Raw genomic sequence first — 22,319 nt, 5'->3', positions numbered from 1 at the left:
ACACACCTTGGAAGCCACCAAGATCGAAGCCATGCAAGCCGTATCACTCAGCTTTTTCAGGTTCCGCACGCCTTTGGCGCGCCTTTGGGCGCTGGGCATGATGGGTGCGGCGCGATTCGCCCTGCCCAAGGTCGACGGAATCGGGTTCTGGAAGCTCTGCGGGTCCGGAACGGGTGAGGGGTTCACACCCGTGCCCAACACAGCCGTTTATGCAATCCTCTCCACCTGGAGGGATGAGGCCACCGCGCGCCGACAGGTCGCGCACTCGCGCATCTGGACCCGCTATCGCAGCCGCGCCTCTGAGGACTGGACCGTGTTCCTGACCCCGACGTCCGCCCGGGGGCACTGGGCCGGGGAAGCGCCCTTCGAGGTCTCGCAGGGGGCTGAACCCGGACCGTTGGCCGCGCTGACCCGGGCGACAGTGAAACCTGCGGTCGCGGCGAAATTCTGGAAACAGGTGCCCGATATCTCCTCCGTGATCGGCGCGGATGCCAATGTGATCTTCAAGATCGGCATCGGCGAGGTGCCGCTTTTGCATCAGGTTACGTTTTCGATCTGGCCCGATGCCGATGCGATGGCACATTTCGCCCGCGCGCCGGGCGGGCCGCATCAGCGCGCCATCGCCGCCGTCCGCGAGGGCGGTTGGTTCCGCGAAGAGCTTTACGCAAGGTTCGCCGTCACCGGCGACATGGGCAGCTGGGGCGGGGTTAGCCCCCTCGCCAAGCTGCCTCCCCTAGACCTGGAAGCCACGACATGACATATCCCTTCCCCTTCTCGGCCATTGTCGGCCAAAATCCGATGAAACAGGCGATGATCCTGACCGCGATCGACCCAGGTATCGGCGGCGTTCTGGTCTTTGGCGATCGCGGCACTGGCAAATCCACCGCAGTTCGGGCGCTGGCCGCCCTCTTGCCGCCGATCACCCAGGTCGAAGGCTGCCCGGTGAACTCCGCCAGCCTGGAGGCCTGTCCGGACTGGGCCGAGATTGCCAAACCCGACATTGTCGAGCGTCCGACCCCGGTGGTGGATCTGCCGCTGGGCGCGACAGAGGATCGCGTGGTCGGCGCGCTCGATATCGAACGGGCGCTGACACGCGGCGAAAAGGCATTTGAGCCTGGCCTGCTGGCGCGGGCCAATCGCGGATATCTTTACATCGACGAGGTGAACCTGCTGGAGGATCACATCGTCGATCTGCTGCTCGATGTCGCGCAGTCGGGCGAGAACGTGGTGGAACGGGAGGGGCTTTCGATTCGCCATCCGGCGCGGTTCGTTCTGGTCGGCTCGGGCAACCCCGAGGAGGGCGAGCTGCGCCCGCAGCTTCTGGATCGCTTCGGCCTCTCGGTCGAGGTTGCCTCGCCCAACGATATCGGCGACCGGGTAGAGGTGATCCGCCGCCGGGATGCGTTCGACGCCGACCGCATGGCCTTCTTGACCCGCTGGCAGGGAGAGGAGGAGCGCACGCGCAACCGCATTCTCGCCGCGCGGGATCTGGTGCGCACGGTCAAAGCCTCCGACAAGATCCTGCGCGATTGCGCGGAACTGTGCATCGCGCTGGGATCGGACGGGCTGCGCGGCGAGCTGACATTGCTGCGCGCCGCCCGCGCGCTGGCGGCCTATCGCGGCCATGGCCGGGTGACACGCAAACATCTGCGCGATGTGGCGCCGCTGGCGCTCTCGCACCGTTTGCGCCGCGATCCGCTCGACGAGGCCGGGTCCGGCGCCCGCGTCGCGCGGATCGTGGGCAGCGTGCTGGGGTGAGCGAAGGGCGCGACATCTGGGTCCGCGCGCATCTGGCGCTGGCTTGTCTGGCCGTCGATCCTGCGGGTCTGGGCGGCATGGTGATCCGGGCCCGTCCAGGTCCGGCGCGCGATGCGCTGGTCGCCGCTCTGGACCGAATCGGCCTGCCGATCCGGCGCATCCACCCCACGATTGGCGACGATCAGCTCTTTGGCGGCGTGGACATCGCCGCGACCCTGTCGTCGGGCCGCGTGATGCGCAGCCGGGGTCTTCTTGCCGACCGACAGGTGATCGTGCTGAGCATGGCCGAACGGGCCGAATCCGGGCTGGCCGCGCGGCTGGCCCAGCATATGGATGGCGATCCCGGATCCTGCCTGATCCTGCTGGACGAAGGCGCGGAGCCCGATGAGCAGGTGGCGCCCGCCCTGCCGGAACGGTTGGCCTTTCACATCGACCTGGATGGGGTGAGCCTTGCCGATCTGAAGGCACCCGCCCTGCCCGGCCCGAAGACGGCCAGGCATATCCACGTCCCAGACGACGCCTTGACCGCGTTGACGGTGTTGGCGGCGCGGTTCGGCATCGACAGCCTGCGCGCGCCTTTGCTGGCGCTGCGCTGCGCGCGCGCGCATGCCGCCGTGCAGGGGCGGAGAGGGATCTCGGCAGAGGATATCAGCGCCGCAGCGGCACTCGTCTATCCCAGCCGCGCGACGCTGATCCCAGAAGCGCCACAGGAGACCGAACCCGACGCACCCGACCCCTCACCGGCGGAGGACCAGAGAGCCGACACGGAACAATCCGACAACCTGCCCAGCGGCGAGATGCTGATCGAGGCGGTCAAAGCGCTGTTGCCCGCCGATCTGCTGGACCGGCTCAAGGCAAAGGCGAAGAACCGCAACGCCACCGGTTCCGGCGCTGGCGAAAAGCGCAAGGGCAACCGGAGGGGCCGCCCGCTGCCACCGCGCCCTGGCCGTCTGGACGGACGCGCGCGGATCGATCTGGTGGCCACCCTGCGCGCCGCCGCCCCCTGGCAGCCGCTGCGCCGCAAGACGCAACCGGATGCGCCGGGGCTGATCATCCGCGCCTCGGACCTGCGGATGCGCCGGTTCGAGGAAAAATCCGACCGGCTGTTGATCTTTACCGTCGATGCCTCGGGCAGTTCGGCCATCAGCCGGTTGAACGAGGCCAAGGGCGCGGTCGAGATCCTGTTGGCCCAGGCCTATGCCCGCCGTGATCACGTGGCCCTGGTGGCGTTCAGGGGTACGAGCGCCGAGGTTCTGCTGCCCCCCACGCGCAGCCTGGTACAGACCAAGCGCCGCCTTGCCGCCCTGCCCGGAGGGGGCGGCACGCCGCTGGCCGCCGGGCTGAAACAGGCCGCCGAACTGGCCGCGATCTCGAAAACCAAGGGGCTGACCCCTACGGTCGTCGTGATGACCGATGGCCGGGCCAACATCGCGCTGGATGGCAGTGCCGACCGGCCCCGCGCCAATGCCGACAGCGAAACGCTTGCCAACAGCATACGCGCGCAGAACATCCAGGGGCTGATGATCGACACTTCGAACCGTCCGCAACCGGCCCTGCAAGGGCTCGCCTCTGTGCTGGACGCGCCCTATCTGCCGCTGCCGCGCGCCGATGCCCAGCGGGTGAGCGAGGCTGTCTCCGACGCTTTGAGCGCGGTGTGAATCGATGCGCTGGCCGCCCCCTTCCGACTGGCTTAACAAGGAGCTGTCGCGTCAGGTCTTTTGCAAGCCGCACCGCTGGCATGTGCAGGAGACCGGCAGCGGCCCCACGATCCTTTTGATCCATGGCGCGGGCGGGTCGAGCCATTCGTTCCGCGATGTGATACCGCTCTTGGCCGAACAGTTTCGCGTCGTCGCGATCGATCTTCCGGGGCAAGGGCTGACCCAGCTTGGCGCGCGCCACCGCTCGGGCCTTGATCCAATGGCCCAGGATATCGTCCGTCTGGCAGCTCAGGAACGCTGGCACCCCGAATTGGTGATCGGCCATTCCGCCGGGGGTGCCGTGGCGCTGCGGCTTGCGCAACACCTGCCATCCGTTCGGCAAATGATCGGCATCAACCCAGCCCTTGGCAATTTCGAGGGGGTGGCGGGCATTCTCTTTCCGGCGATGGCCAAGCTTTTGGCGCTGACGCCGGGGGCAGCCACGTTTTTCTCGCGCAGCGCCCACAGCCCGGACCGGGTGCGCAGCCTAATCGAAAGCACCGGCACGCGGCTGTCGCCAGAGGGGCTTGCCTACTACCGCAGGCTGGTGGGCGATCCGGGTCATGTGGACGCCACGCTGTTGATGATGGCGCAATGGTCGCTGACCGATCTGCTGCGCGATCTTCCGCAGATCTCGACCCCGTGTCTTTTCATGGCCGCTGACCGCGATGAGGCGGTGCCGCCGAGTGTATCGGAACGCGCCGCACGGCGGCTGCCGGATGCCTCGGTGCTGCGACTGAACGATCTGGGGCATCTCGCGCATGAAGAGGATCCACGGCAGATCGCGGATCACATCGCGCGCAGCTATGACAGACTTGACCGCATAGCGACCCTGGCAGACCTCAGCTGATCCGCTGTCGCATACGGGCTTTGCATGCCGCAGCCTTGCCTTTGGCGTGTGAAAAGCGCATGGCTGTCGCATGGCAAAAAACTTAACATCGCATCGACCGGGGCTCGCGATCAGCCTGAAGCTGGCCGCGGTGTTTTTGTTCATCGTCATGGCAGGTATGGTCAAATCCACCTCTGATGCGGTGCCGCCCGGGCAGGCGGTGTTCTTTCGGTCGTTCTTTGCCATTCCCATCATTCTGGCCTGGCTGATCGCGCGGCAGGAGCTGCGCCAGGGGTTGATCACCCGCAAACCCGGGTACCATGTGCTGCGGGGGATGTTGGGGACAATGGCCATGGGGCTGACCTTTACCGGCCTTGGCCTGTTGCCGCTGCCAGAAGTGACGGCGATCGGCTTTGCCACGCCGATCTTTACCGTGATCCTGGCCGCGATCCTGCTGGGCGAACGCATCCGCATGATCCGCGTCTCGGCCGTATTGCTGGGCTTGATCGGCGTCCTGATCATGCTTTGGCCACGGCTTTCGGGGACAGGCACGCTTCAGGACGGGGCGACATTGGGGGCCATTCTGGTCCTCATGGCGACATTGATGCGATCCATGGTGCAAATTCATGTGCGCCGAATGGTCGAGACGGAACATACCGCCGCAATTGTCTTTTACTTTTCGCTCACTGCGGCCGGGCTGTCGCTGTTGACCGCGCCCTTTGGCTGGGTGATGCCGGATATCGGAACGATCATGGTTCTTGTCGGGGCGGGCTTTATCGGCGGCATTGCACAGATCCTCATTACCTCATCTTACCGGTTCGGCAGTGCCTCGATGTTGGCGCCCTATGACTATTCCTCGATGCTGTTTGCGGTGCTGATCGGCTATGTCTGGTTCGACGAATTGCCGACATTGGTAATGCTGGCCGGGGCTGCCCTGGTTATCGCGGGCGGTGCCGTGGTTATCTGGCGCGAGCGGCAGCTGGGCATGGATCGCAGCAAGGCGCGCTCGGTCTCCGATCCCAAAAGCGGTTAGGCCTTTACCCCAAGCGGCAAGGCTATAGGGTCCGCTCAGACAGCGCCGGAGGATCTCATGTCAGACGCCGAAACCCACAAAGCCGAAATGAAGAAGGTGCAGGCCAAACACCGCAAGAAAGTGGCCGAGGCAAGCGACCCAGGGCGGGGTCTGGTGCTGGTTCATACCGGTAATGGCAAGGGCAAATCGTCTTCTGCCTTTGGGGTGATCATACGTGCGCTGGGATGGAAGAAAACCGTAGGCGTGGTGCAGTTCATCAAGGGCAACTGGATCACCGGAGAACGCCAGTTCTTCGACAAGCTGGGGCAAATCACATGGCACACCATGGGCGAAGGCTTTACCTGGGACACCCAAGACAAGGATCGCGATATCGCCGCGGCCGAGGCCGCCTTTGCCAAGGCGCGCGAGATGATGGAGAGCGGCGCGTTCGATCTGGTCGTTCTGGATGAGATCAATATCGCGTTGCGCTATGCATATCTGGATATCCAAGCGGTGCTGGACGGTCTCAAGGCGCGCTCGGAACGGACCAGCGTGATCCTGACCGGTCGGGATGCCAAGCCAGAGCTCTGTGACTATGCCGATCTGGTGACCGAGATGACCGAGGTCAAACACCCCTATGCCGCCGGGATCAAAGCGCAGCGCGGTTTGGATTTCTAGACCGGTTCCCACGGGTCTTTTTTCACGCGCGATCGCCGCATCGGCATCGGCGCGCGATCCTCGCAGGTCATCCTACATCAGGCAAGTGGCGGGCCAAAATAGACCCGCCTCCTGATGGTTGTCTTAAAAAATGCTTTGGTCCAATACGGTTACAACCTTTGGCCACTCACGGCATTAACGCTGGCTGCTTTGCGAGGCTAAGACCGGCTGATTGCGCGATCAATGGCGGCGTGATGTTTCCCCTCGCCCGGGTCATATCCGCGTTACACAGAAATTTTACCAAGGCCCGATCCGCGATTGGCCTATAATTATCCAAATATAAACACTTTTTCAAAAATCTTCAAAGACCGAGCGGAGACATATTGGGTAAAGCCATCGAATCCACGCGACCAAAAAACCGGACCTTTCTCTCCAGGATACCCCATTTGGTGTATCCGACACGTGGGTTCAACACAGGCTGCAAGGTATATGATCATGCATGATCAGGTGCCAACACCCGACCCGGACAGAGCCCGGATTGAAGCGGAACTGATCGAGCGAATCTACAAAGTCGCGATCAGCCCCCATGCCTATGACGACTTTATGGAGAAATGGGCTGACTATGTCGAAAAGGCGCTGGACGATCTCACAGCCCTGAAAAAGGAGGTCGAGCTGGAGGAAACAGTCCCGCTCGACACTCTCTCGCGGCATTTCGATATGGGCTTCCGTCTGCTTGAAGAGCTGGGCCGCTCAGATCCATCCGGCGAAAGGTCGGGCACCGGGCACGGATCGGCCGGCGCATCGGTTCTGGTCGACAGATCCGGTCAGATTGTCTGGTATAACGGCGCCGCCAGCCGGTATTTCGACCTGCGCCGCCTCAGCCGGATCGATGAACTGCCATTCTGGGACCGCTCCCGCGAGGAATTGACCAAGCTGATCGCCCGATTGGAGACCGAAACCGACCCAACCTGCGGTCAGACGGTTCTGCGCATTCACTCTCCACCTGCCGACAAGACGCTTTTCATGCTGACCCAGCGGGTCGAGAATGGCGACGGCGAAGCGCTGATCATCCTCAACCAGGTTATCGCAAGCTGGCACGAGGCCGTGGGCACCATGCTGTCGGCGTCCTTTGGTCTCTCCACAGCCGAGGTGCAGATCGCCCAATGCCTGATCGAAGGCGCCAACGTGGCCGAAATCGCAAAGCGGCGATCCAGCGCCGTCAGCACCGTCCGCACACAGATCAAAACGCTGCTGTCAAAAACCGGGGTCAGCTCCCAGACCGATCTGATCCGGCTGTTGATGTCGCTGAACGAAGCCGCAGGATCGCTGAGAGATCCGCAAAGCCATGTGCGGCGCGGACAAACCTTCCGGTTTCGGCAACGAGACGACAGGCTCGTGCCCTTTCACCGGTTCGGCCCGCCAAAGGGACGGCCGTTCATAATGTTCCACGGCATGCTTGATGGCTGCGATCTGAACGATGCGACGGTCGATCTGCTGCATGAATACGACGTTTGCCTCCATGCCCCCGAACGCCCGTTTTTCGGCAGCGCCGCTGGCGTCAAGGGCGAGGTCAAAGACGCACCCAACCTCGTGGCGCGTGATGTCGAAGACCTGCTCGACCATCTCGGGTTGGAAGCCGTCGGGCTGGTCGGCCATATGGCAGGCGCTGTCTATGCCTTTGCAGCGGCCGCGCATCTGGGCGCGCGCGTGCGCTCCATCACCAGCGTGTCGGGCGGCGTTCCAATCCGCTCGATCGAACAGTTTGCCACAATGTCGCCCCGCCAGCGGCTGGTGGCCTATACCGCAAAATACACGCCCAAACTCCTGCCGTTCCTGTTGCGTGCCGGGATCAGGCAGCTTGATTTCGGCGGAGAGGAGAATTTCATGCGCTCACTCTATGAGACCTCGCCGACCGATCTTGAGATCCTCTCCGACGGAGAGACGGCGCGGATCATCGCTGCTGGATATCAGTTCTCTATCGCGCAGGGTCATCGGGCGTTCGAGATCGACTCCTATCAGGTCGTCCGCGACTGGTCTGAGCGGGTCGATCAATCCCAGGTTCCCGTCACCTTGATCCACGGGCGCCACGATCCGGTCGTCAGCATCGCCTCGGTGGAGGAGTTCGCCGCCCGGCTGGGGCAACGCGCCAGGCTGATCGTTGAGGAAGAGACAGGCCAGCTTCTTTTGTATCGCACGCCCGAAACGGTCGTCGCGACGCTGGCCGCTTCAGCCTAACGGAAACGTCATCCGCTTTCGCCGGCTGATCTTTGGCCATTTGCCCGGCGCCCCTCGGCACGCCCGTTGATCTCATCGGAGCGAGGCTAGCGGACCCGATCCCAGGCGCGCGATATGCGAGGGTTCGATAAGCTCTTGCTCTCCCTGCGCATTTTCACCACCGACGCGGAACTCGGTTAGCACAATCAGGTCGCCAGCGGGGTTTCAAGCCGCGCAATCCATGCGGCTCAGGGCGATAACAGGCTGTCGGCCCGTCTGTCCCCCAACCCCGTCATCGACGCTGATTCCTGGAATGGCGATGCGCCGGGAAGACCCCTCGGGCCTGTCAAAAAGGGGTGCAGCCAAGGGTGAGCCTGGGCTGACCCGCTGTTTGTGCCGGAACCTTTATCTCGATTGGCAAACCGGCCCCGGCCGGTCCGACCATGACTTGACTTGACCGAGGTCTGCGGCCAGCTAGTCGGAAAGGAGAGATCATCCATGACAAAGCTCACAGTGACAGCGGCGGACCTGGTCGCACAAGCGCGCGCACGGATCGAGGAGGTCGAAACCGCCGATCTGATCGCGGCTGTGGCAGACCCCGAAACCGTCATCGTAGACATCCGCGACATTCGCGAGCGTCAAAAGACCGGTGCGATCCCCGGCGCGATCCACGCGCCGCGCGGCATGCTGGAATTCTGGGTCGATCCCGACAGCCCCTATTACCGCGATGTATTCGGGCAGGCAGGCAAGCGCTATGTGCTGCATTGCGCGTCGGGCTGGCGGTCGGCGCTGGCCACTGCCGCGCTGAACGATATGGGATTTGAGGCCGCACATCTGCGCGAAGGCTTTACCGACTGGGTCAAGGCGGGCGGGCCGGTCGATCCGCCAAAGGGGTAATGGCGCCGATCCGCTACATCGCGCGGACCCGGGCCTATTACCGGGCGCTGGGTTACGGCGCGCCCTATGAGTGGGCGCGGTTCGATGAGGTGCCCTTTGCGCCCGCGCCCCGGCTGGCGAAGGCCCGGGTCACGGTTGTCACGACCGCCGCCCCTTACCTGCCAGGTCAGGGAGATCAGGGTCCCGGCGCGCCTTACAATGCGCGGGCGAAATTCTATGAGGTTTATGCCCTGCCCGCCGACCCGGTGCCGGATCTGCGCATCGCCCATGTCGCGATCGACCGGGACCACACCACCGGCGAGGATCCGGGCAGCTACCTGCCGCTGGCCGCGTTACATCGCGCCGCGGCTGAGGGGCGGATTGGGGAGGCCGCGCCTTTGGTCTTTGGCCTGCCGACGAACCGATCCCAACGCCAGACAACAGATGTGGATTGCCCAGATCTGGTGACCCGGTTGCGCGCGGCTGGCGTGGACGCGGTGATCCTGGTGCCCAATTGCCCAGTCTGCCATCAGTCCTGCGCGCTGGCCGCCCGCACGGTCGAGGCGGCGGGCATACCCACCGTGATAATCGGCTGCGCGCTGGATATCGTGGAGCGGGTCGGCGTGCCTCGGTATCATTTCAGCGATTTCCCCTTGGGCAACGCCGCTGGGATCCCGAATGACAGGGCCTCGCAGGATCAGACGCTGCACCTTGCGCTGGATCTGCTGGAGCACGCGAACGCGGCCCGCACCACCCATCGCTCGCCGCTTATCTGGCCCGGTCCGGCGAACTGGCGTGAGGATTACGCGAACCCCGACACGCTGAGCGCCGACGAGATCGCCCGCCGCAAGGACGCCTTCGACAAAGCCAAGGCGCTGGCTGCGGAAAAGCGCGCCGAACTGTAGGATCCCGTCAGGCGAACCTGTCCTTGCACCGGTCGCGCAGGACGTTCTTTTGCACCTTGCCCATGGTGTTGCGCGGCAAGGCCTCGACCACGACATAGGCGCGCGGGCATTTGAATCCGGCAAGGCTGTGCTTGACGGCTGCGGCCACCGCCGCCTCGTCCAGATCGCCATCCGCGACCAGAACCGCAACGGGCGTTTCGCCAAAATCGGGATGCGGCACGCCGATCACCGCGCTTTCCAGCACGCCGGGTTGATCATCGAGGATCAGCTCCACCTCCTTGGGATAGATGTTGTACCCGCCCGAGATGATCAGATCCTTGTTGCGCCCCACGATGGTGACATAGCCATCCGCATCGACGAACCCCAGATCGCCAGTGATGAAGAACCCGTCGGCGCGCAGCTCGGCCGCCGTCTTCTCGGGCATCTGCCAATAGCCCTGAAAGACGTTGTCGCCCCGCACCTCGATCACACCGATCTCGCCAGGGCCGCAGAGCGCCCCGGTATGCGGGTCACAGACCTTGAGCTCGACCCGCGGCAGCGGGAACCCAACAGTGCCCGCGCGGCGCTCGCCGTCATAAGGGTTGGAGGTGTTCATATTGGTTTCGGTCATCCCGTAGCGTTCGAGGATGCGGTGACCCGTGCGCGCCTCGAACTGCTTGTGCGTCTCGGCCAGCAGGGGCGCGGAGCCCGAGATAAAGAGGCGCATGTGCCCCACCAGATCGCTGGTAAACCGCGCATCGGCCAAAAGCCGTGTATAGAATGTGGGCACCCCCATCATCGCGGTCGACCGCGGCAGCCAGTCGATTATCCGGTCGATGTCGAGCTTTGGCAGCAGGACCATCGCCCCCCCGGTCAAGAGAGCGATATTGGTCGCCACGAAGAGCCCGTGCGTGTGAAAGATCGGCAGCGCATGCAGCAGCACATCCGCATCGGTGAACCGCCAACACTCCGCCAGCACCTGCGCATTGGACAAAAGGTTCCTCTGGCTCAGCATCGCGCCTTTGGACCGTCCCGTGGTGCCCGACGTATAGAGCATCGCGGCCAGATCGCCCTCCTCCCGGGACACGGTCGCAAAACGGTCTGTCTGCGCAGCGGCCCGTTGGCCCAAAGAACCGGTGCCATCGGCATTGAGCGTCTGCACCCGCGTGCCCGCCTGCCGGGCAATAGGCGAAAGGACTGCAAGGGTCGCATCTTCGCACACCAAAAGGGCGGCGCCGCTGTTGTCGACGAAATACGCGACCTCATCCGGCGTATAGGCAGGGTTGAGCGGCAGAAAGACAAGGCCAGCCTGCACGCAGGCCGCATAGACCGCCAACGCATGATGGGATTTGGTGATCTGTACCGCCACGCGGTCCCCCGGCACCAGATCAAGTGAAGTCAACGCCTGGGCCATCTGCCCTGCCTGCTCCACGAACCCGGCATATGTGATTGTGCCGCCCTCTGGCAGATAGAGGAACACCTCCCCGTTGCCCGCATGGCGGCCAAAGAGCGTATCGTAAAGCGGGTTGGTCATCGGCAGGTCCTTGGGCGCAAAACACCGCATAGGGTTAGGAGCAATGCGCAGGGCCTGCAAGTCAGCCGAAGGTGAATTCAGGCAATTGGCCAAAGGCGGTTTTCAGCGCCTCCCCCCAGCCGTTGGAGATGGTCGTGTAATATGCATCCCCCTCTTCGACCCGGGCCTGATGCCCGATCTTCATCTCGTCAGCGCGATAGATGACATAGTCGATGGGCAGACCGACCGACAGATTCGACTTGATCGTGCTGTCGAAACTGACCAGCAGCAGCTTGACCGCATCCTCAAAGGACATGTCCGGCTCATAGGCGCGCACCAGAATGGGTTTGCCGTACTTCGTCTCTCCGATCTGAAAGAACGGGTTGTCATCAGAGGCTTCGATGAAATTCCCTTCGGGATAGATCAGAAACAGACGCGGTTCGCTGCCCTTGATCTGGCCGCCGACAATCATCGTGGCGCCAAAAGCGGCTGCGGTGACAGAGGCCTCCTGCTGACCGCTGAGGTTATCGGCGATCACGTCTTTCAGGGTCTGCCCGACCTCGCGCGCGATCTGAAACATCGACGGCGCGTCGAGGATCGACGGATTGCGATCCAGAGGCGCCTTGAGTCGCTCGTCGATTAGCCCGACAACGGCCTGTGTCGTGGCGAGGTTCCCGGCGGTCATCAGGGTAATCACCCGTTCCCCCGGCACCTCCCAGGTGTGCATCTTCTGCGCCGTGGCGATGTTATCGAGACCGGCATTGGTGCGGGTGTCGGACATGAACACCAGCCCCTTTTTCAGACGCATCCCCACACAATAGGTCATGATTTTCGTGCCTGCCTGCTGTCCCGCTCGACCGGTATGAGCGCAAGACTCATAGAGATCGGTTAACCCACCGTCGCTACTATTGCTGTTCTACCTGCAATTTTACCAGCATATTCTCGGCTCCCTTTCCGTAACGCATACCAGATATCGGGGCGGCGCCCAGATAATCCAGGCCGGTGGCCACCCGGACATATCGCGCATCCGGCGACATCGCGTTCGAAATATCGAAGCCCACCCACCCCAGGCCCGCCACATAAGCCTCGGCCCAGGCATGGCTGGCATCCTGATCGACCCGGTCATTCATCATCAGATATCCGCTGACGTAACGGGCCGGAAATCCCAGCCACCGTGCGGCAGCGATAAAGACATGGGCGTGATCCTGGCAAACGCCATGCCGCGCGCTCAGCACCTGCTCAGCGCTCAACTCCGAGCTGGTTTGGTCGGTGGAATAGGGCACCATCTCAAGCACGTGAGCGGAGAGTGCGTGTAGTTGATCCAAGGGTTCGGCCGGTTTGTCGAACCCGGCCACAAGGCTGCGCACCTGTGGGCCGATGGCCGTCAGCGAGGTGGACCGTTCAAAAAGCCAGAGCGGCACAAACCCGGTATGTTTGCCAATCACTCCGGCGGTATCGGTCACATGCACCTCGCCCGCGCAATGCACGGTGATTTCGGACACGCCGGGATCGAAACTGATCAGTTCGACGGTATTGGCATGCTCATCCTCAAACGAGACCTGGCGTTGCCCACCGTCAATCTTCACCTCCCAGGAGCGCACAATCTGATCGGGCCGCGATTTGGGCCGCAGGCGCAGCTGTTGCAGCGCGTAAGGCACCGGCGCGTCGTAATGATAGGACGTGGTATGCGAGATTTTCAGCTGCATGGCTTACTCATAGAACCTGTAATCCTGTTCGATCTGGCGGCCCAGAGCCTGACTGTCCGCCAGAAATTCCGTCACGAATTCATGCAACCCGTATTCAAAGATCTTGTCGATGGTCATTGTCTCGAACCGGTGACAGATCTGCTCTACCAACCCGTGGCAGGGGCGGCGGTCCCCGTAATCCTTGGCGACATAGTCCAGATTGTCGGAAATCTTGCGGTAACAAAATGCCAAGGAGCGGGGCAGGCGTTTGTCAAGGATCAGAAACTGCGCGATCATGCGCGGATCGTATTCTCCCTCATGCAGGGTCTGATAGGCCCGCGCCGAGGATGTCGCGCGCAGGATCGTTTCCCATTGCACATTGTCGCTGGCGCTGCCCACATGCATGATCGAGGGCAGGAGGATGTAGTACTTCACATCCAGCACTCGCGCAGCATTGTCGGCACGTTCGAAAAACGTGCCAATCCGCGCAAAATCGTAGACATCGTTGCGTACCATCGTTCCCGCGAGCGAGCCGCGCACATAGGCGCTGCGCTGGCGAATGATCTGAAGGATCGCGGGCAGGTCCTGCGCCTTGGCGGGCCGGTCCAAGAGCGCGCACAGCTCCATCCAGCATTCATTCACCGCCTCCCAAACCTCGCGGGTCAGCGCGGTGCGCACCAGACGGGCATTGGTGCGCGCGGCTTCCACCGCCGACATCACGCTGGAGGGGTTGGCGCGGTCGCGCAGCAGAAAGTTGATAACCTTTGCGCCCTCGACCTCCTGATGCTTGTCCAGATAGGCCGCAAGGAGCCCGTTGGCGTTCAGAATCGAGGTCCACTCGCTTTCCGCCGCACTCGACCGGGTGAGCGATATCCGCAGGCCCGCATCGATCATCCGCGCCATGTTTTCGGTGCGCTCCATATAGCGCATCAACCAGAACACACCGCCTGCTGTCTTGCCAAGCATCGCGTCAGTCCTCCAGCACCCAGGTGTCTTTGGTGCCTCCGCCCTGACTGGAATTCACGACAAGCGAACCTTTCTTCAGCGCCACGCGGGTGAGGCCACCGGGAATGATCTCAACCCCCTTGGGGGAGGCCAGCGCAAAGGGCCGCAGATCCACATGGCGCGGCGCCAATCCCGCCTTGGTCAGGATCGGCACAGTGCTTAAGGACAGCGTGGGCTGCGCGATGTAGTTGCCCGGTTTGGCCATCAGTTTGGCCCTGAAACCTGCGATTTCCTTCTTGCTGGCCGCGGGGCCCACCAGCATACCGTATCCGCCCGATCCATGAACCTCCTTGACCACCAGCTCTGCCAGGTTGTCGAGGACGTATTTCAGCGCCTCCGGCTCGGAACAGCGATAGGTCGGCACGTTCTTCAGGATCGCCTTTTCACCGGTGTAGAATTCGACGATTTCAGGCATGTAGGAATAGATCGCCTTGTCATCGGCGATACCGGTTCCGGGCGCATTGGCAATGGTAATCCCTCCCGCGCGGTAGACATCCAGAATGCCAGGCACGCCCAGCATTGAATCGGCGTTGAAATTCATCGGGTCGAGAAAATCGTCGTCCACGCGGCGATAAAGCACGTCGATGGGGGTGTAGCCTCGGGTCGTGCGCATCGCCACCCGGCCATCGACCACCCGCAGGTCCGCCCCCTCGACCAGTTCGACGCCCATCTGGTCGGCCAGAAACGCGTGCTCGTAATAGGCCGAGTTGTGAATCCCCGGCGTCAGCACCGCGACCGTGGGGTAATCGGAACAAGCGGGCGGTTGGCAAGCCGCCAATGAGCGGCGCAGGGATCTGGGATACTGGCTGACCCGGCGCACCTTCACCTGGCTGAAAAGCTCAGGGAACATGTGCAACATCGTCTCGCGATTCTCCAGCATATAGGAGACCCCAGAAGGGGTGCGCGCATTATCCTCCAGAACGTAGAAGTCGTTCTCTCCGGTGCGCACCAGATCCGTGCCCACGATATGCGTATAGATATTGCCCGGCGGGGCCACGCCGATCATTTGCGGCAGGAACGCGTCATTGCGCGCGATCATCTCGGCCGGAACGCGACCCGCGCGGATAATCTCCTGCCGGTGATAGATGTCATGCAGAAACGAATTGATCGCGCGTACCCGCTGATCGATGCCCCGTTCCAACGTCGACCATTCCTTGGCCGTGATGATGCGCGGTACGATGTCAAAGGGGATCAGACGCTCGGTCTCCTCACCCATGCCATAGACGTTGAACGTGATCCCTGTCAGGCGGAACAGCGCCTCGGCCTGCATGGATTTGCGACGCAGGTTGTTCACCTCTTCGCCGGAAAACCAGGCATCGTAATCGCGGTAAGGCGCGCGCGGCCCGTCGCCGGTGCCAAACATCTCGTCATAAAATCGCGGCGTATTCGCCATAGTCTCCCCTTGGCCTTGGTCGTCTTCGGCCTCCAAGCTGCGATGATCAGGTACAAAACTCAAACCTAACGCGTGATCGCTCCCGGATCGCGGGCAAACATCTGGCAGCAATCCACAATACGCCTAATTTTTAGGCGTTTGAACGCCGCGCTCAGCTTGAAACGCTCGTTTCGTCCAGCTCGTTGAGCAAATCGAGAAGTGCCTCGAACCGATCCTCACCCATCTGCTGTTTGAGCCGATCCATGATTTCGAGGCTTGTGGCGAGGTTATCCTCGATCAGCGCCACGCCTTCTTGGGTAATCGAAATCACCTGTTTGCGCCGGTCGATCCGATCGGGCGCCCGCACGATCAGCCCTTTGTCGGTCAGCTTTTGCAGAATGCGTGTCAGGCTGGGCAAAAGCAGACAGGCGCGATCGGCAATCCGCGTCGGATCCAACGGCCCGGCTTCATGCAAGACCCTCAATACCCGCCATTGCTGTTCGGTGATCCCGACATCGGCCAACATCGCCCGGATCGGCCCCATTACACGTTCGCGCGCGCGCAAAAGGGCGATTGGCAGTGACCGCGCGGTCGACGGCAGAGGAAGCGTTTCTGACATGCACTTCAGTTTGACCTGCCCAGGCCGCTTAGGCAATGGGGACAATCAACCTTGACGGGCGGCGTTCTTTTTAGTAAACATGTTAATAAAATGAAGGAGAAGCGCCGATGCCGCATATCGCGCTGGAGTATTCAGCCAACATGGAACGGCGCACGGATATAGCAGCACTTTGCGATCATCTGCGCAAGGCCGCAATCTCGACCGGTGTTTTCCCGATGCCGGGCATCCGGGTGCGGGCGTTTCGCGCCGATTACGTCTCGATCGCGAATGGGGACGATGCGCACGGGTTCATCGACATTTCCATCCGGCTGCGCGAGAGGCGCGATCTGGACACCCGCAAAGCCGCGACGCAAGCGATATTCGAGGCCGCCAAGAGCTTCCTGAAACCCGCCATGGCCCAGCATTCCATCGCGCTGTCGCTGGAGATGCGCGACATCGACGCAGCCCTCTCGCCGAAATCCGGCACCACACGCGACCATCTCAAGGAGGAGGGCTGAGATGTCCGATCTGACCACTAATCTCGCCACTCTGCTCCCGCATCTGGATCGGCTCGCGGCTCAAGGCGTGCAAAACCGCATCGCAGGGCGCAGGCTCCCGGCCGCATCCGGCCAAACCTTCGACAATGCCTCCCCCGTGGACGAGACGCATATCTGCCAGGTTGCACGCGGCGATGCACCGGATGTGGATGCCGCTGCCCGCGCCGCCCAGGCTGCCTTTGCCGACTGGCGCGATACATCGGGGGCAGAGCGCAAAAAGATCCTGCATCGCATCGCGGACGCCATCGAGGCGCGTGCGGACGAAATCGCCCTTTGCGAATGCTGGGACACCGGCCAAGCGATCCGGTTTATGTCCAAGGCCGCCCTGCGTGGGGCCGCCAATTTCCGCTTTTTCGCCGACCGCGCCCCCGGCGCCCGCGATGGACAGGCGCTGCCCTCACCGACGCTGATGAATGTCACCACCCGCGTGCCCATCGGTCCGGTAGGCGTGATCACACCCTGGAACACGCCTTTCATGCTCTCCACCTGGAAGATCGCCCCGGCCCTGGCCGCGGGCTGCACGGTCGTCCACAAACCGGCGGAATTCTCACCGCTGACCGCAAGCCTGCTGGTGGAGATCGCCGAAGAGGCGGGCCTGCCCCCGGGTGTCTGGAACCTCGTCAACGGGCTGGGAGAGGAGGCTGGCAAGGCGCTGACCGAACATCCCCTGATCCGCGCAATCGCCTTTGTGGGTGAAAGCCGCACCGGCTCGACGATCATGGCACAGGGCGCGCCAACCCTCAAACGCGTGCATTTCGAACTGGGCGGCAAGAACCCTGTGATCGTCTTCGACGACGCCGATCTGGACCGCGCGCTGGATGCTGCGATCTTCATGATCTACTCGCTCAACGGAGAACGCTGCACATCCTCTTCCCGGCTGCTGATCCAGTCCTCCATCGCCGAGGCATTCCTCGAAAAGCTGCGCGCACGGGTCAAGAACATCCGCGTCGGCCACCCGCTCGACCCGCAGACCGAGATCGGCCCGCTGATCCACAAGGTCCATCTCGACAAGGTCACCTCCTATTTCGACATCGCAAGGAACGAGGGCGCCCGGATCACCGCCGGAGGCGCGGCCCTCGACCAACCCGGGCATTATGTCCAACCCACCCTCTTCGAGGGGGCAAGCAACGACATGCGCATCGCCCAGGAAGAAATTTTCGGCCCCGTGCTCACCGCGATCCCGTTCGATACCGAGGACGAGGCGCTCCGCATCGCCAATGACGTCCCCTACGGCCTGACGGGCTATGTCTGGACCAACGACCTGACCCGCGCATTGCGCTTCACCGACAAGCTCGAAGCAGGCATGATCTGGGTCAACAGCGAAAACGTCCGCCACCTGCCCACCCCCTTCGGCGGCGTCAAGGCCTCTGGCATCGGGCGCGACGGCGGGGACTGGTCCTTTGAGTTCTACATGGAGCAAAAACATATCGGCTTTGCCACCGGGCACCACCGCATCCCTCAACTCGGGACCTGAGCTTCTTCTGGCCTCAAATATTCCCGGGGGTTTGGGGGCAGCGCCCCCAAGACGACAGACAAAAAACGCGCCGCAGGCGCACATCTTGACAGGAGCACATCATGCCCGTCCCCGCCATCAACCTCTACCCGCCCTTCAACATCCTGCGGCTCAGCCATGTGGATTACGGCGTGACAGACCTCGCTGCCTCCCGCGCCTTCTATGCCGATACGCTGGGCCTCCAGATCACGCATGAGGACGCGACCCGTATCACCTTCCGCGCGATGGAGGAACGCGGCCACCATTGCATCAGCCTCGTGAAATCCGACACGGCCGATGTGCGCGCACTGGCCTTCAAGCTCTTCGACACGCCGGATCTCGACAAGGCCGAGGCGTATTTCAAGGATCGGGGGCTGCCAACAGAATGGGTGGAGCGTCCGCATATGGACCGTGTCCTGCGCACGCAGGATCCCTGGGGCATTCCGCTGGAGTTTTATGTCAGGATGGACCGGCTGCCGACGATCCACCAGCACTACAAGCTCTATAAGGGCGTCAAACCGCTGCGCATCGATCATTTCAACATGTTCTCGGCGGATGTGGACGCCTCGGTCGCCTTTTACAACGACATCGGCTTTCGGGTGACCGAATACACCGAGGATGATGAGAGCGGCAAGATCTGGGCCGCCTGGATGCACCGCAAGGGCGGCGTGCATGACGTGGCATTCACCAATGGGCTCGGTCCCCGGCTGCATCATACCGCGTTCTGGGTGCCCACACCGCTCAACATCATCGACCTTCTCGATCTGATGAGCACCACCGGCTATGTCGACAACATCGAACGCGGACCCGGCAGGCACGGCATCTCGAACGCGTTTTTCCTTTATGTCCGCGACCCCGATGGCCACCGGATCGAGATCTACTGTTCCGACTATCAAACGGTCGACCCCGATCTCGAACCGATCCGGTGGAGCCTCACCGACCCGCAGCGCCAGACCCTATGGGGGGCACCCGCCCCGCGCAGCTGGTTCGAGGAAGGCTCGCTTTTCAAGGGTGTCACACCCAGGAAAAGCGCGCTCAAAGCGCAGCCGATCATCGCCCCGTAATGTCTCATCCCGCGGCATGCGGTTGCGGCGCGATACCGACGATACCCTCTACCGGAGATGCTTGAATGAACTGGGACGACTTCGCCGACTGGAGCCAGAAAGCCGCCAGATGGGGTGCGGAGTATCACAAGACTTTGCGCGACCGCCCCGTGCGCGCGCAGGTGGGGCCAGGCGACACGCTGGCGCAACTGCCCGATGCGCCACCCGAAAAGGGGCAGCCGCTCGAAGACATCTGGACCGATTTCCAGGACATCGTGATGCCCGGCATCACTCATTGGCAGCACCCGCGCTTTTTTGCGTATTTCAACTCCAATGCCGCGCCCGCCAGTGTGTTGGCCGAGTTCCTCGCCTCCATCGTAGCGCCGCAATGCATGCTCTGGCAGACCTCTCCGTCCGCGACGGAGATGGAGACGCGGATGATGGACTGGCTGATCCAGGCTCTGGGACTGCCATCCACCTATAGTGGCGTCATCCAGGACAGCGCCTCCTCGGCCACGCTGGCGGCGGTGCTGACCATGCGCGAACGTGCCCTGAGCTGGGCCGGTAACCAGAAAGGCCTGCCGGGGCAAAAGACGCTGCGCATCTATTGCTCGGATCAGGTGCATTCCTCCATCGACCGGGCGATCTGGGTGGCGGGCATCGGGCAGGAGAACCTGATCAAGATCCCGACCAAAGGCCCGATGCGCGCCATGGACACCGAGGCGCTGCAAGCCGCCATCACCGCCGACCGCGCCGCAGGGTACCTGCCCGCTGGCATCATCGCCGCCACCGGCGCCACCGGCATGGGCGCCTGCGATGACATGGCCGCCGTGGCCGATGTGGCCGAGCGCGAGAGCCTCTACACCCATCTCGACGCCGCCTGGGCGGGCGCCGCGATGATCTGCCCGGAGTTTCGCCCCCTCTGGGCAGGGGCCGAGCGGTTCGACAGCATCGTTTTTAACCCGCATAAATGGCTGGGCGCGCAGTTCGACTGCGCCGCGCATTTCCTGCGCGACCCGGATCTTTTGCGCCAAACGCTGGCGATCCGGCCGGAATACCTGAAGACCCACGGCGCCGCCGAGGTCACCGATTACTCCGAATGGTCGATCCCTCTGGGCCGCCGCTTTCGCGCGCTGAAACTGTGGTTTTTGATCCGCACCTACGGGCTGGAAGGGTTACGCGCCCGCATCCGTAACCATGTGGTCTGGTCGCAGGCCCTGTGCGACCGCCTGCGCGCCGAGCCGGATTTCGAAATTGTCACAGATCCGATCCTGTCGCTCTGGACCTTTCGCGTCAAAGGCGCCGACGATGCCGCGACCCAGGCGCTGGTGGATGCAATCAATGACGATGGGCGCATCTATATCACTCAGACACTGGTCGACGGAACGAAGGTGATCCGGTTTCAGGCCGGGCAATTCGACTGCATCCAGGCCGATTTCGACACCGCCTTTGACACGATTACCCAGATTGCGAGAGCATCATGAAATTCGCCACGATCACCGCCGAAAGGGAGACTCTTTACGGCGCTATCACCGACGCAGGCTTCACCGCCCTCTCCCCACAATTCGCGCATTGGCCAAGCCTGCGCGATGTCATCGCCGCGGGCGGCCTGCACGATCTGGCCCGCGCCGCCCAAGGCCATGCACCGACCCATCCGCCAGATAGCTTCACCTACCAGATCCCCATCCCGAGCCCCGAAAAGATCATCTGCGTCGGCGTGAACTACCCCGACCGCAACGCAGAATACAAAGACGGGGTGGAGGCGCCGCCGAACCCCTCGCTCTTTATCCGCTTCCCGCGCAGCTTTACCGGCCACAACCAGCCGCTGATCCGGCCCAGAGCCTCGGACCAGCTCGATTACGAGGGCGAGATCGCGGTGATCATTGGCAAGGGCGGACGGCATATCGCGCAAGAGGAGGCTCTCAATCACATTGCGGCACTCAGCCTCACCAACGAAGGCACCCTGCGCGACTGGGTCCGGCACGCGAAATTCAACGTCACCCAAGGCAAGAATTTCGACCGTTCGGGCGCGATGGGCCCCTGGATCGTGCCCTTCACCCATCCCGCCCAGATCGAGGATGTGCGCCTGACCACCCGCGTGAATGGCGAGATCCGGCAGGATGATCGCACCGGGCGCATGATCTTTCCGGTGGCGCGACAGATCGCTTACATCTCCACCTTCACGACGCTGGTGCCTGGTGATATCATCGTCTCGGGCACACCCACCGGGGCGGGCGCGCGGCTGGATCCGCCGCAGTTCCTCGAACCCGGTGACGTGATCGAGGTGGCGGCCGAAGGCATCGGCATCCTGCGCAACACGGTTGAAGACGAATGACCCCCGACGACATCACCCGCGCGGCCGAAGATCTCTTTGCCGCCGATCACCTGGGCCAGCAGATGGGCCTTTTGTCGCGCCGTCACGCCGAGATGACGATGGATGACGCCTATGCCGTTCAGTCCGGGCTGATCGAGCGAAAGCTGGCTGCGGGCCGCCAACGCATTGGCTGGAAGATCGGCCTGACCAGCCGCGCGATGCAGGACGCGCTGGGGATCGACACCCCCGACAGCGGCGTGTTGCTGGACGATATGGCGTTCGAGACCGGATCGACAGTGCCCAACAGCCGCTTCATCCAACCAAGGATCGAGGCGGAGATCGCCTTTGTCATGAAAGCATCGCTGACAGGCGATGTGACACGTGACGACATCCTCGCGGCGACGGAGTATGTCTGTCCCAGCCTCGAAATCCTCGACACCCGCATCCTGCGCGCCGATCCCGAAACGGGGCAGGCGCGCACAATTGTCGACACGATCTCCGACAATGCCGCGAATGCGGGCCTGGTGCTGGGTGCGGCGCGTCACGGGCCCGACACCGACCTGCGCTGGACCGGAGCCATCGTGTCACGCAACGGCACGGTCGAGGAAACCGGTCTGGGCGCGGGCGTGCTGAACGATCCGGTCACATCCGTCCTCTGGCTCGCCCGGCGGATGGAGCAGTATGGTCAACGGATCGAGGCGGGCGATATTGTCCTTTCCGGCTCGTTCATCCGCCCCGTCGAATGCCCGCCGGGCACCCGGATCGAGGCCGATTTCGGCCAGTTCGGTCACGTCTCCATCGCTTTTGACTGAG

The 22,319-nt window shown here is 62.8% G+C and carries 21 protein-coding genes; 15 read left to right on the top strand and 6 right to left on the bottom strand.

The window, feature by feature from the left end:
• Positions 1–31: 31 nt before the first annotated feature.
• The 9 genes from crtA to HEP69_RS11785 all read left to right on the top strand — a co-directional run bounded on the left by crtA (position 32) and on the right by HEP69_RS11785 (position 9,948).
• The gene (gene crtA / locus HEP69_RS11825; RefSeq protein ID WP_290558738.1) at positions 32–757 is read left to right on the top strand and encodes a spheroidene monooxygenase; all 726 of its coding nucleotides are present in this window, start codon (positions 32–34) and stop codon (positions 755–757) included.
• A complete protein-coding gene (bchI, locus tag HEP69_RS11820; protein ID WP_290558737.1) occupies positions 754–1,758 on the top strand; it encodes a magnesium chelatase ATPase subunit I in 1,005 nt (334 codons plus the stop codon). The genes crtA and bchI overlap by 4 nt, the downstream gene beginning before the upstream one ends.
• Positions 1,755–3,416, top strand: a complete 1,662-nt coding sequence (locus HEP69_RS11815; protein ID WP_290558736.1) for a magnesium chelatase subunit D — start codon at positions 1,755–1,757, stop codon at positions 3,414–3,416. The genes bchI and HEP69_RS11815 overlap by 4 nt, the downstream gene beginning before the upstream one ends.
• Positions 3,417–3,420: 4 nt before the next feature.
• A complete protein-coding gene (gene bchO / locus HEP69_RS11810; RefSeq protein ID WP_290558735.1) occupies positions 3,421–4,305 on the top strand; it encodes an alpha/beta fold hydrolase BchO in 885 nt (294 codons plus the stop codon).
• A 70-nt stretch (positions 4,306–4,375) separates the two neighbouring features.
• Entirely contained in the window at positions 4,376–5,317 is a 942-nt protein-coding gene (locus HEP69_RS11805) for a DMT family transporter (RefSeq protein WP_290558734.1), read from the top strand.
• Positions 5,318–5,374: 57 nt separating this feature from the next.
• Positions 5,375–5,974, top strand: a complete 600-nt coding sequence (gene cobO, locus HEP69_RS11800; RefSeq protein WP_290558733.1) for a cob(I)yrinic acid a,c-diamide adenosyltransferase — start codon at positions 5,375–5,377, stop codon at positions 5,972–5,974.
• Positions 5,975–6,448: 474 nt separating this feature from the next.
• The gene (locus HEP69_RS11795; protein ID WP_290558732.1) at positions 6,449–8,188 is read left to right on the top strand and encodes an alpha/beta fold hydrolase; all 1,740 of its coding nucleotides are present in this window, start codon (positions 6,449–6,451) and stop codon (positions 8,186–8,188) included.
• 477 nt (positions 8,189–8,665) lie between these two features.
• On the top strand, positions 8,666–9,064 hold the full coding sequence (locus tag HEP69_RS11790) for a rhodanese-like domain-containing protein (protein ID WP_290558731.1): 399 nt from the start codon (positions 8,666–8,668) through the stop codon (positions 9,062–9,064).
• Positions 9,064–9,948: a glycine reductase gene (locus tag HEP69_RS11785; RefSeq protein WP_290558730.1), complete on the top strand. Its 885-nt coding sequence runs from the start codon at positions 9,064–9,066 to the stop codon at positions 9,946–9,948. Before HEP69_RS11790 ends, HEP69_RS11785 begins: the two co-directional genes overlap by 1 nt.
• A 7-nt stretch (positions 9,949–9,955) precedes the next feature.
• Here the strand turns inward: HEP69_RS11785 and HEP69_RS11780 are convergent, their stop codons facing one another.
• From HEP69_RS11780 to hpaR, 6 genes are all read right to left on the bottom strand, one after another.
• On the bottom strand, positions 9,956–11,461 hold the full coding sequence (locus HEP69_RS11780) for a malonyl-CoA synthase (RefSeq protein ID WP_290558729.1): 1,506 nt from the start codon (positions 11,459–11,461) through the stop codon (positions 9,956–9,958).
• 61 nt (positions 11,462–11,522) lie between these two features.
• Positions 11,523–12,266 carry a proteasome-type protease gene (locus tag HEP69_RS11775; protein ID WP_290558728.1) on the bottom strand — a complete coding sequence of 248 codons (744 nt, stop codon included), beginning with the start codon at positions 12,264–12,266 and terminating at the stop codon, positions 11,523–11,525.
• Positions 12,267–12,345: 79 nt separating this feature from the next.
• Positions 12,346–13,146, bottom strand: a complete 801-nt coding sequence (locus HEP69_RS11770; protein WP_290558727.1) for a transglutaminase family protein — start codon at positions 13,144–13,146, stop codon at positions 12,346–12,348.
• Positions 13,147–13,149: 3 nt separating this feature from the next.
• Positions 13,150–14,091 (bottom strand): alpha-E domain-containing protein, encoded by a 942-nt coding sequence (locus HEP69_RS11765; protein ID WP_290558726.1) that lies wholly within the window; start codon positions 14,089–14,091, stop codon positions 13,150–13,152.
• A gap of 4 nt (positions 14,092–14,095) precedes the next feature.
• A complete protein-coding gene (locus tag HEP69_RS11760; RefSeq protein ID WP_290558725.1) occupies positions 14,096–15,523 on the bottom strand; it encodes a circularly permuted type 2 ATP-grasp protein in 1,428 nt (475 codons plus the stop codon).
• Between the two features lie 151 nt (positions 15,524–15,674).
• A complete protein-coding gene (gene hpaR, locus HEP69_RS11755; RefSeq protein WP_290558724.1) occupies positions 15,675–16,121 on the bottom strand; it encodes a homoprotocatechuate degradation operon regulator HpaR in 447 nt (148 codons plus the stop codon).
• 107 nt (positions 16,122–16,228) lie between these two features.
• Here hpaR and HEP69_RS11750 point away from each other — a divergent pair, with 107 nt between their 5' ends.
• The 6 genes from HEP69_RS11750 to hpaH all read left to right on the top strand — a co-directional run bounded on the left by HEP69_RS11750 (position 16,229) and on the right by hpaH (position 22,318).
• Complete coding sequence (locus tag HEP69_RS11750; RefSeq protein ID WP_290558723.1) at positions 16,229–16,618, top strand: 5-carboxymethyl-2-hydroxymuconate isomerase; 390 nt, start codon at positions 16,229–16,231, stop codon at positions 16,616–16,618.
• A 1-nt stretch (position 16,619) separates the two neighbouring features.
• A complete protein-coding gene (gene hpaE / locus HEP69_RS11745; RefSeq protein ID WP_290558722.1) occupies positions 16,620–18,131 on the top strand; it encodes a 5-carboxymethyl-2-hydroxymuconate semialdehyde dehydrogenase in 1,512 nt (503 codons plus the stop codon).
• 101 nt (positions 18,132–18,232) lie between these two features.
• Complete coding sequence (gene hpaD, locus HEP69_RS11740; protein WP_290558721.1) at positions 18,233–19,213, top strand: 3,4-dihydroxyphenylacetate 2,3-dioxygenase; 981 nt, start codon at positions 18,233–18,235, stop codon at positions 19,211–19,213.
• A 65-nt stretch (positions 19,214–19,278) separates the two neighbouring features.
• Positions 19,279–20,676, top strand: a complete 1,398-nt coding sequence (locus HEP69_RS11735; protein WP_290558720.1) for a pyridoxal-dependent decarboxylase — start codon at positions 19,279–19,281, stop codon at positions 20,674–20,676.
• Positions 20,673–21,527, top strand: a complete 855-nt coding sequence (locus tag HEP69_RS11730) for a fumarylacetoacetate hydrolase family protein (protein ID WP_290558719.1) — start codon at positions 20,673–20,675, stop codon at positions 21,525–21,527. The genes HEP69_RS11735 and HEP69_RS11730 overlap by 4 nt, the downstream gene beginning before the upstream one ends.
• A complete protein-coding gene (hpaH, locus tag HEP69_RS11725; protein WP_290558718.1) occupies positions 21,524–22,318 on the top strand; it encodes a 2-oxo-hept-4-ene-1,7-dioate hydratase in 795 nt (264 codons plus the stop codon). The genes HEP69_RS11730 and hpaH overlap by 4 nt, the downstream gene beginning before the upstream one ends.
• The last annotated feature ends 1 nt before the right edge of the window (position 22,319 follow it).

The sequence above is a fragment of the Aestuariivita sp. genome (assembly GCF_021404545.1).
GTDB lineage: Bacteria > Pseudomonadota > Alphaproteobacteria > Rhodobacterales > Rhodobacteraceae > Aestuariivita.
Note: the sequence above shows the minus strand (reverse complement) of the source record. Positions and strands in the feature narration are given on the sequence as shown.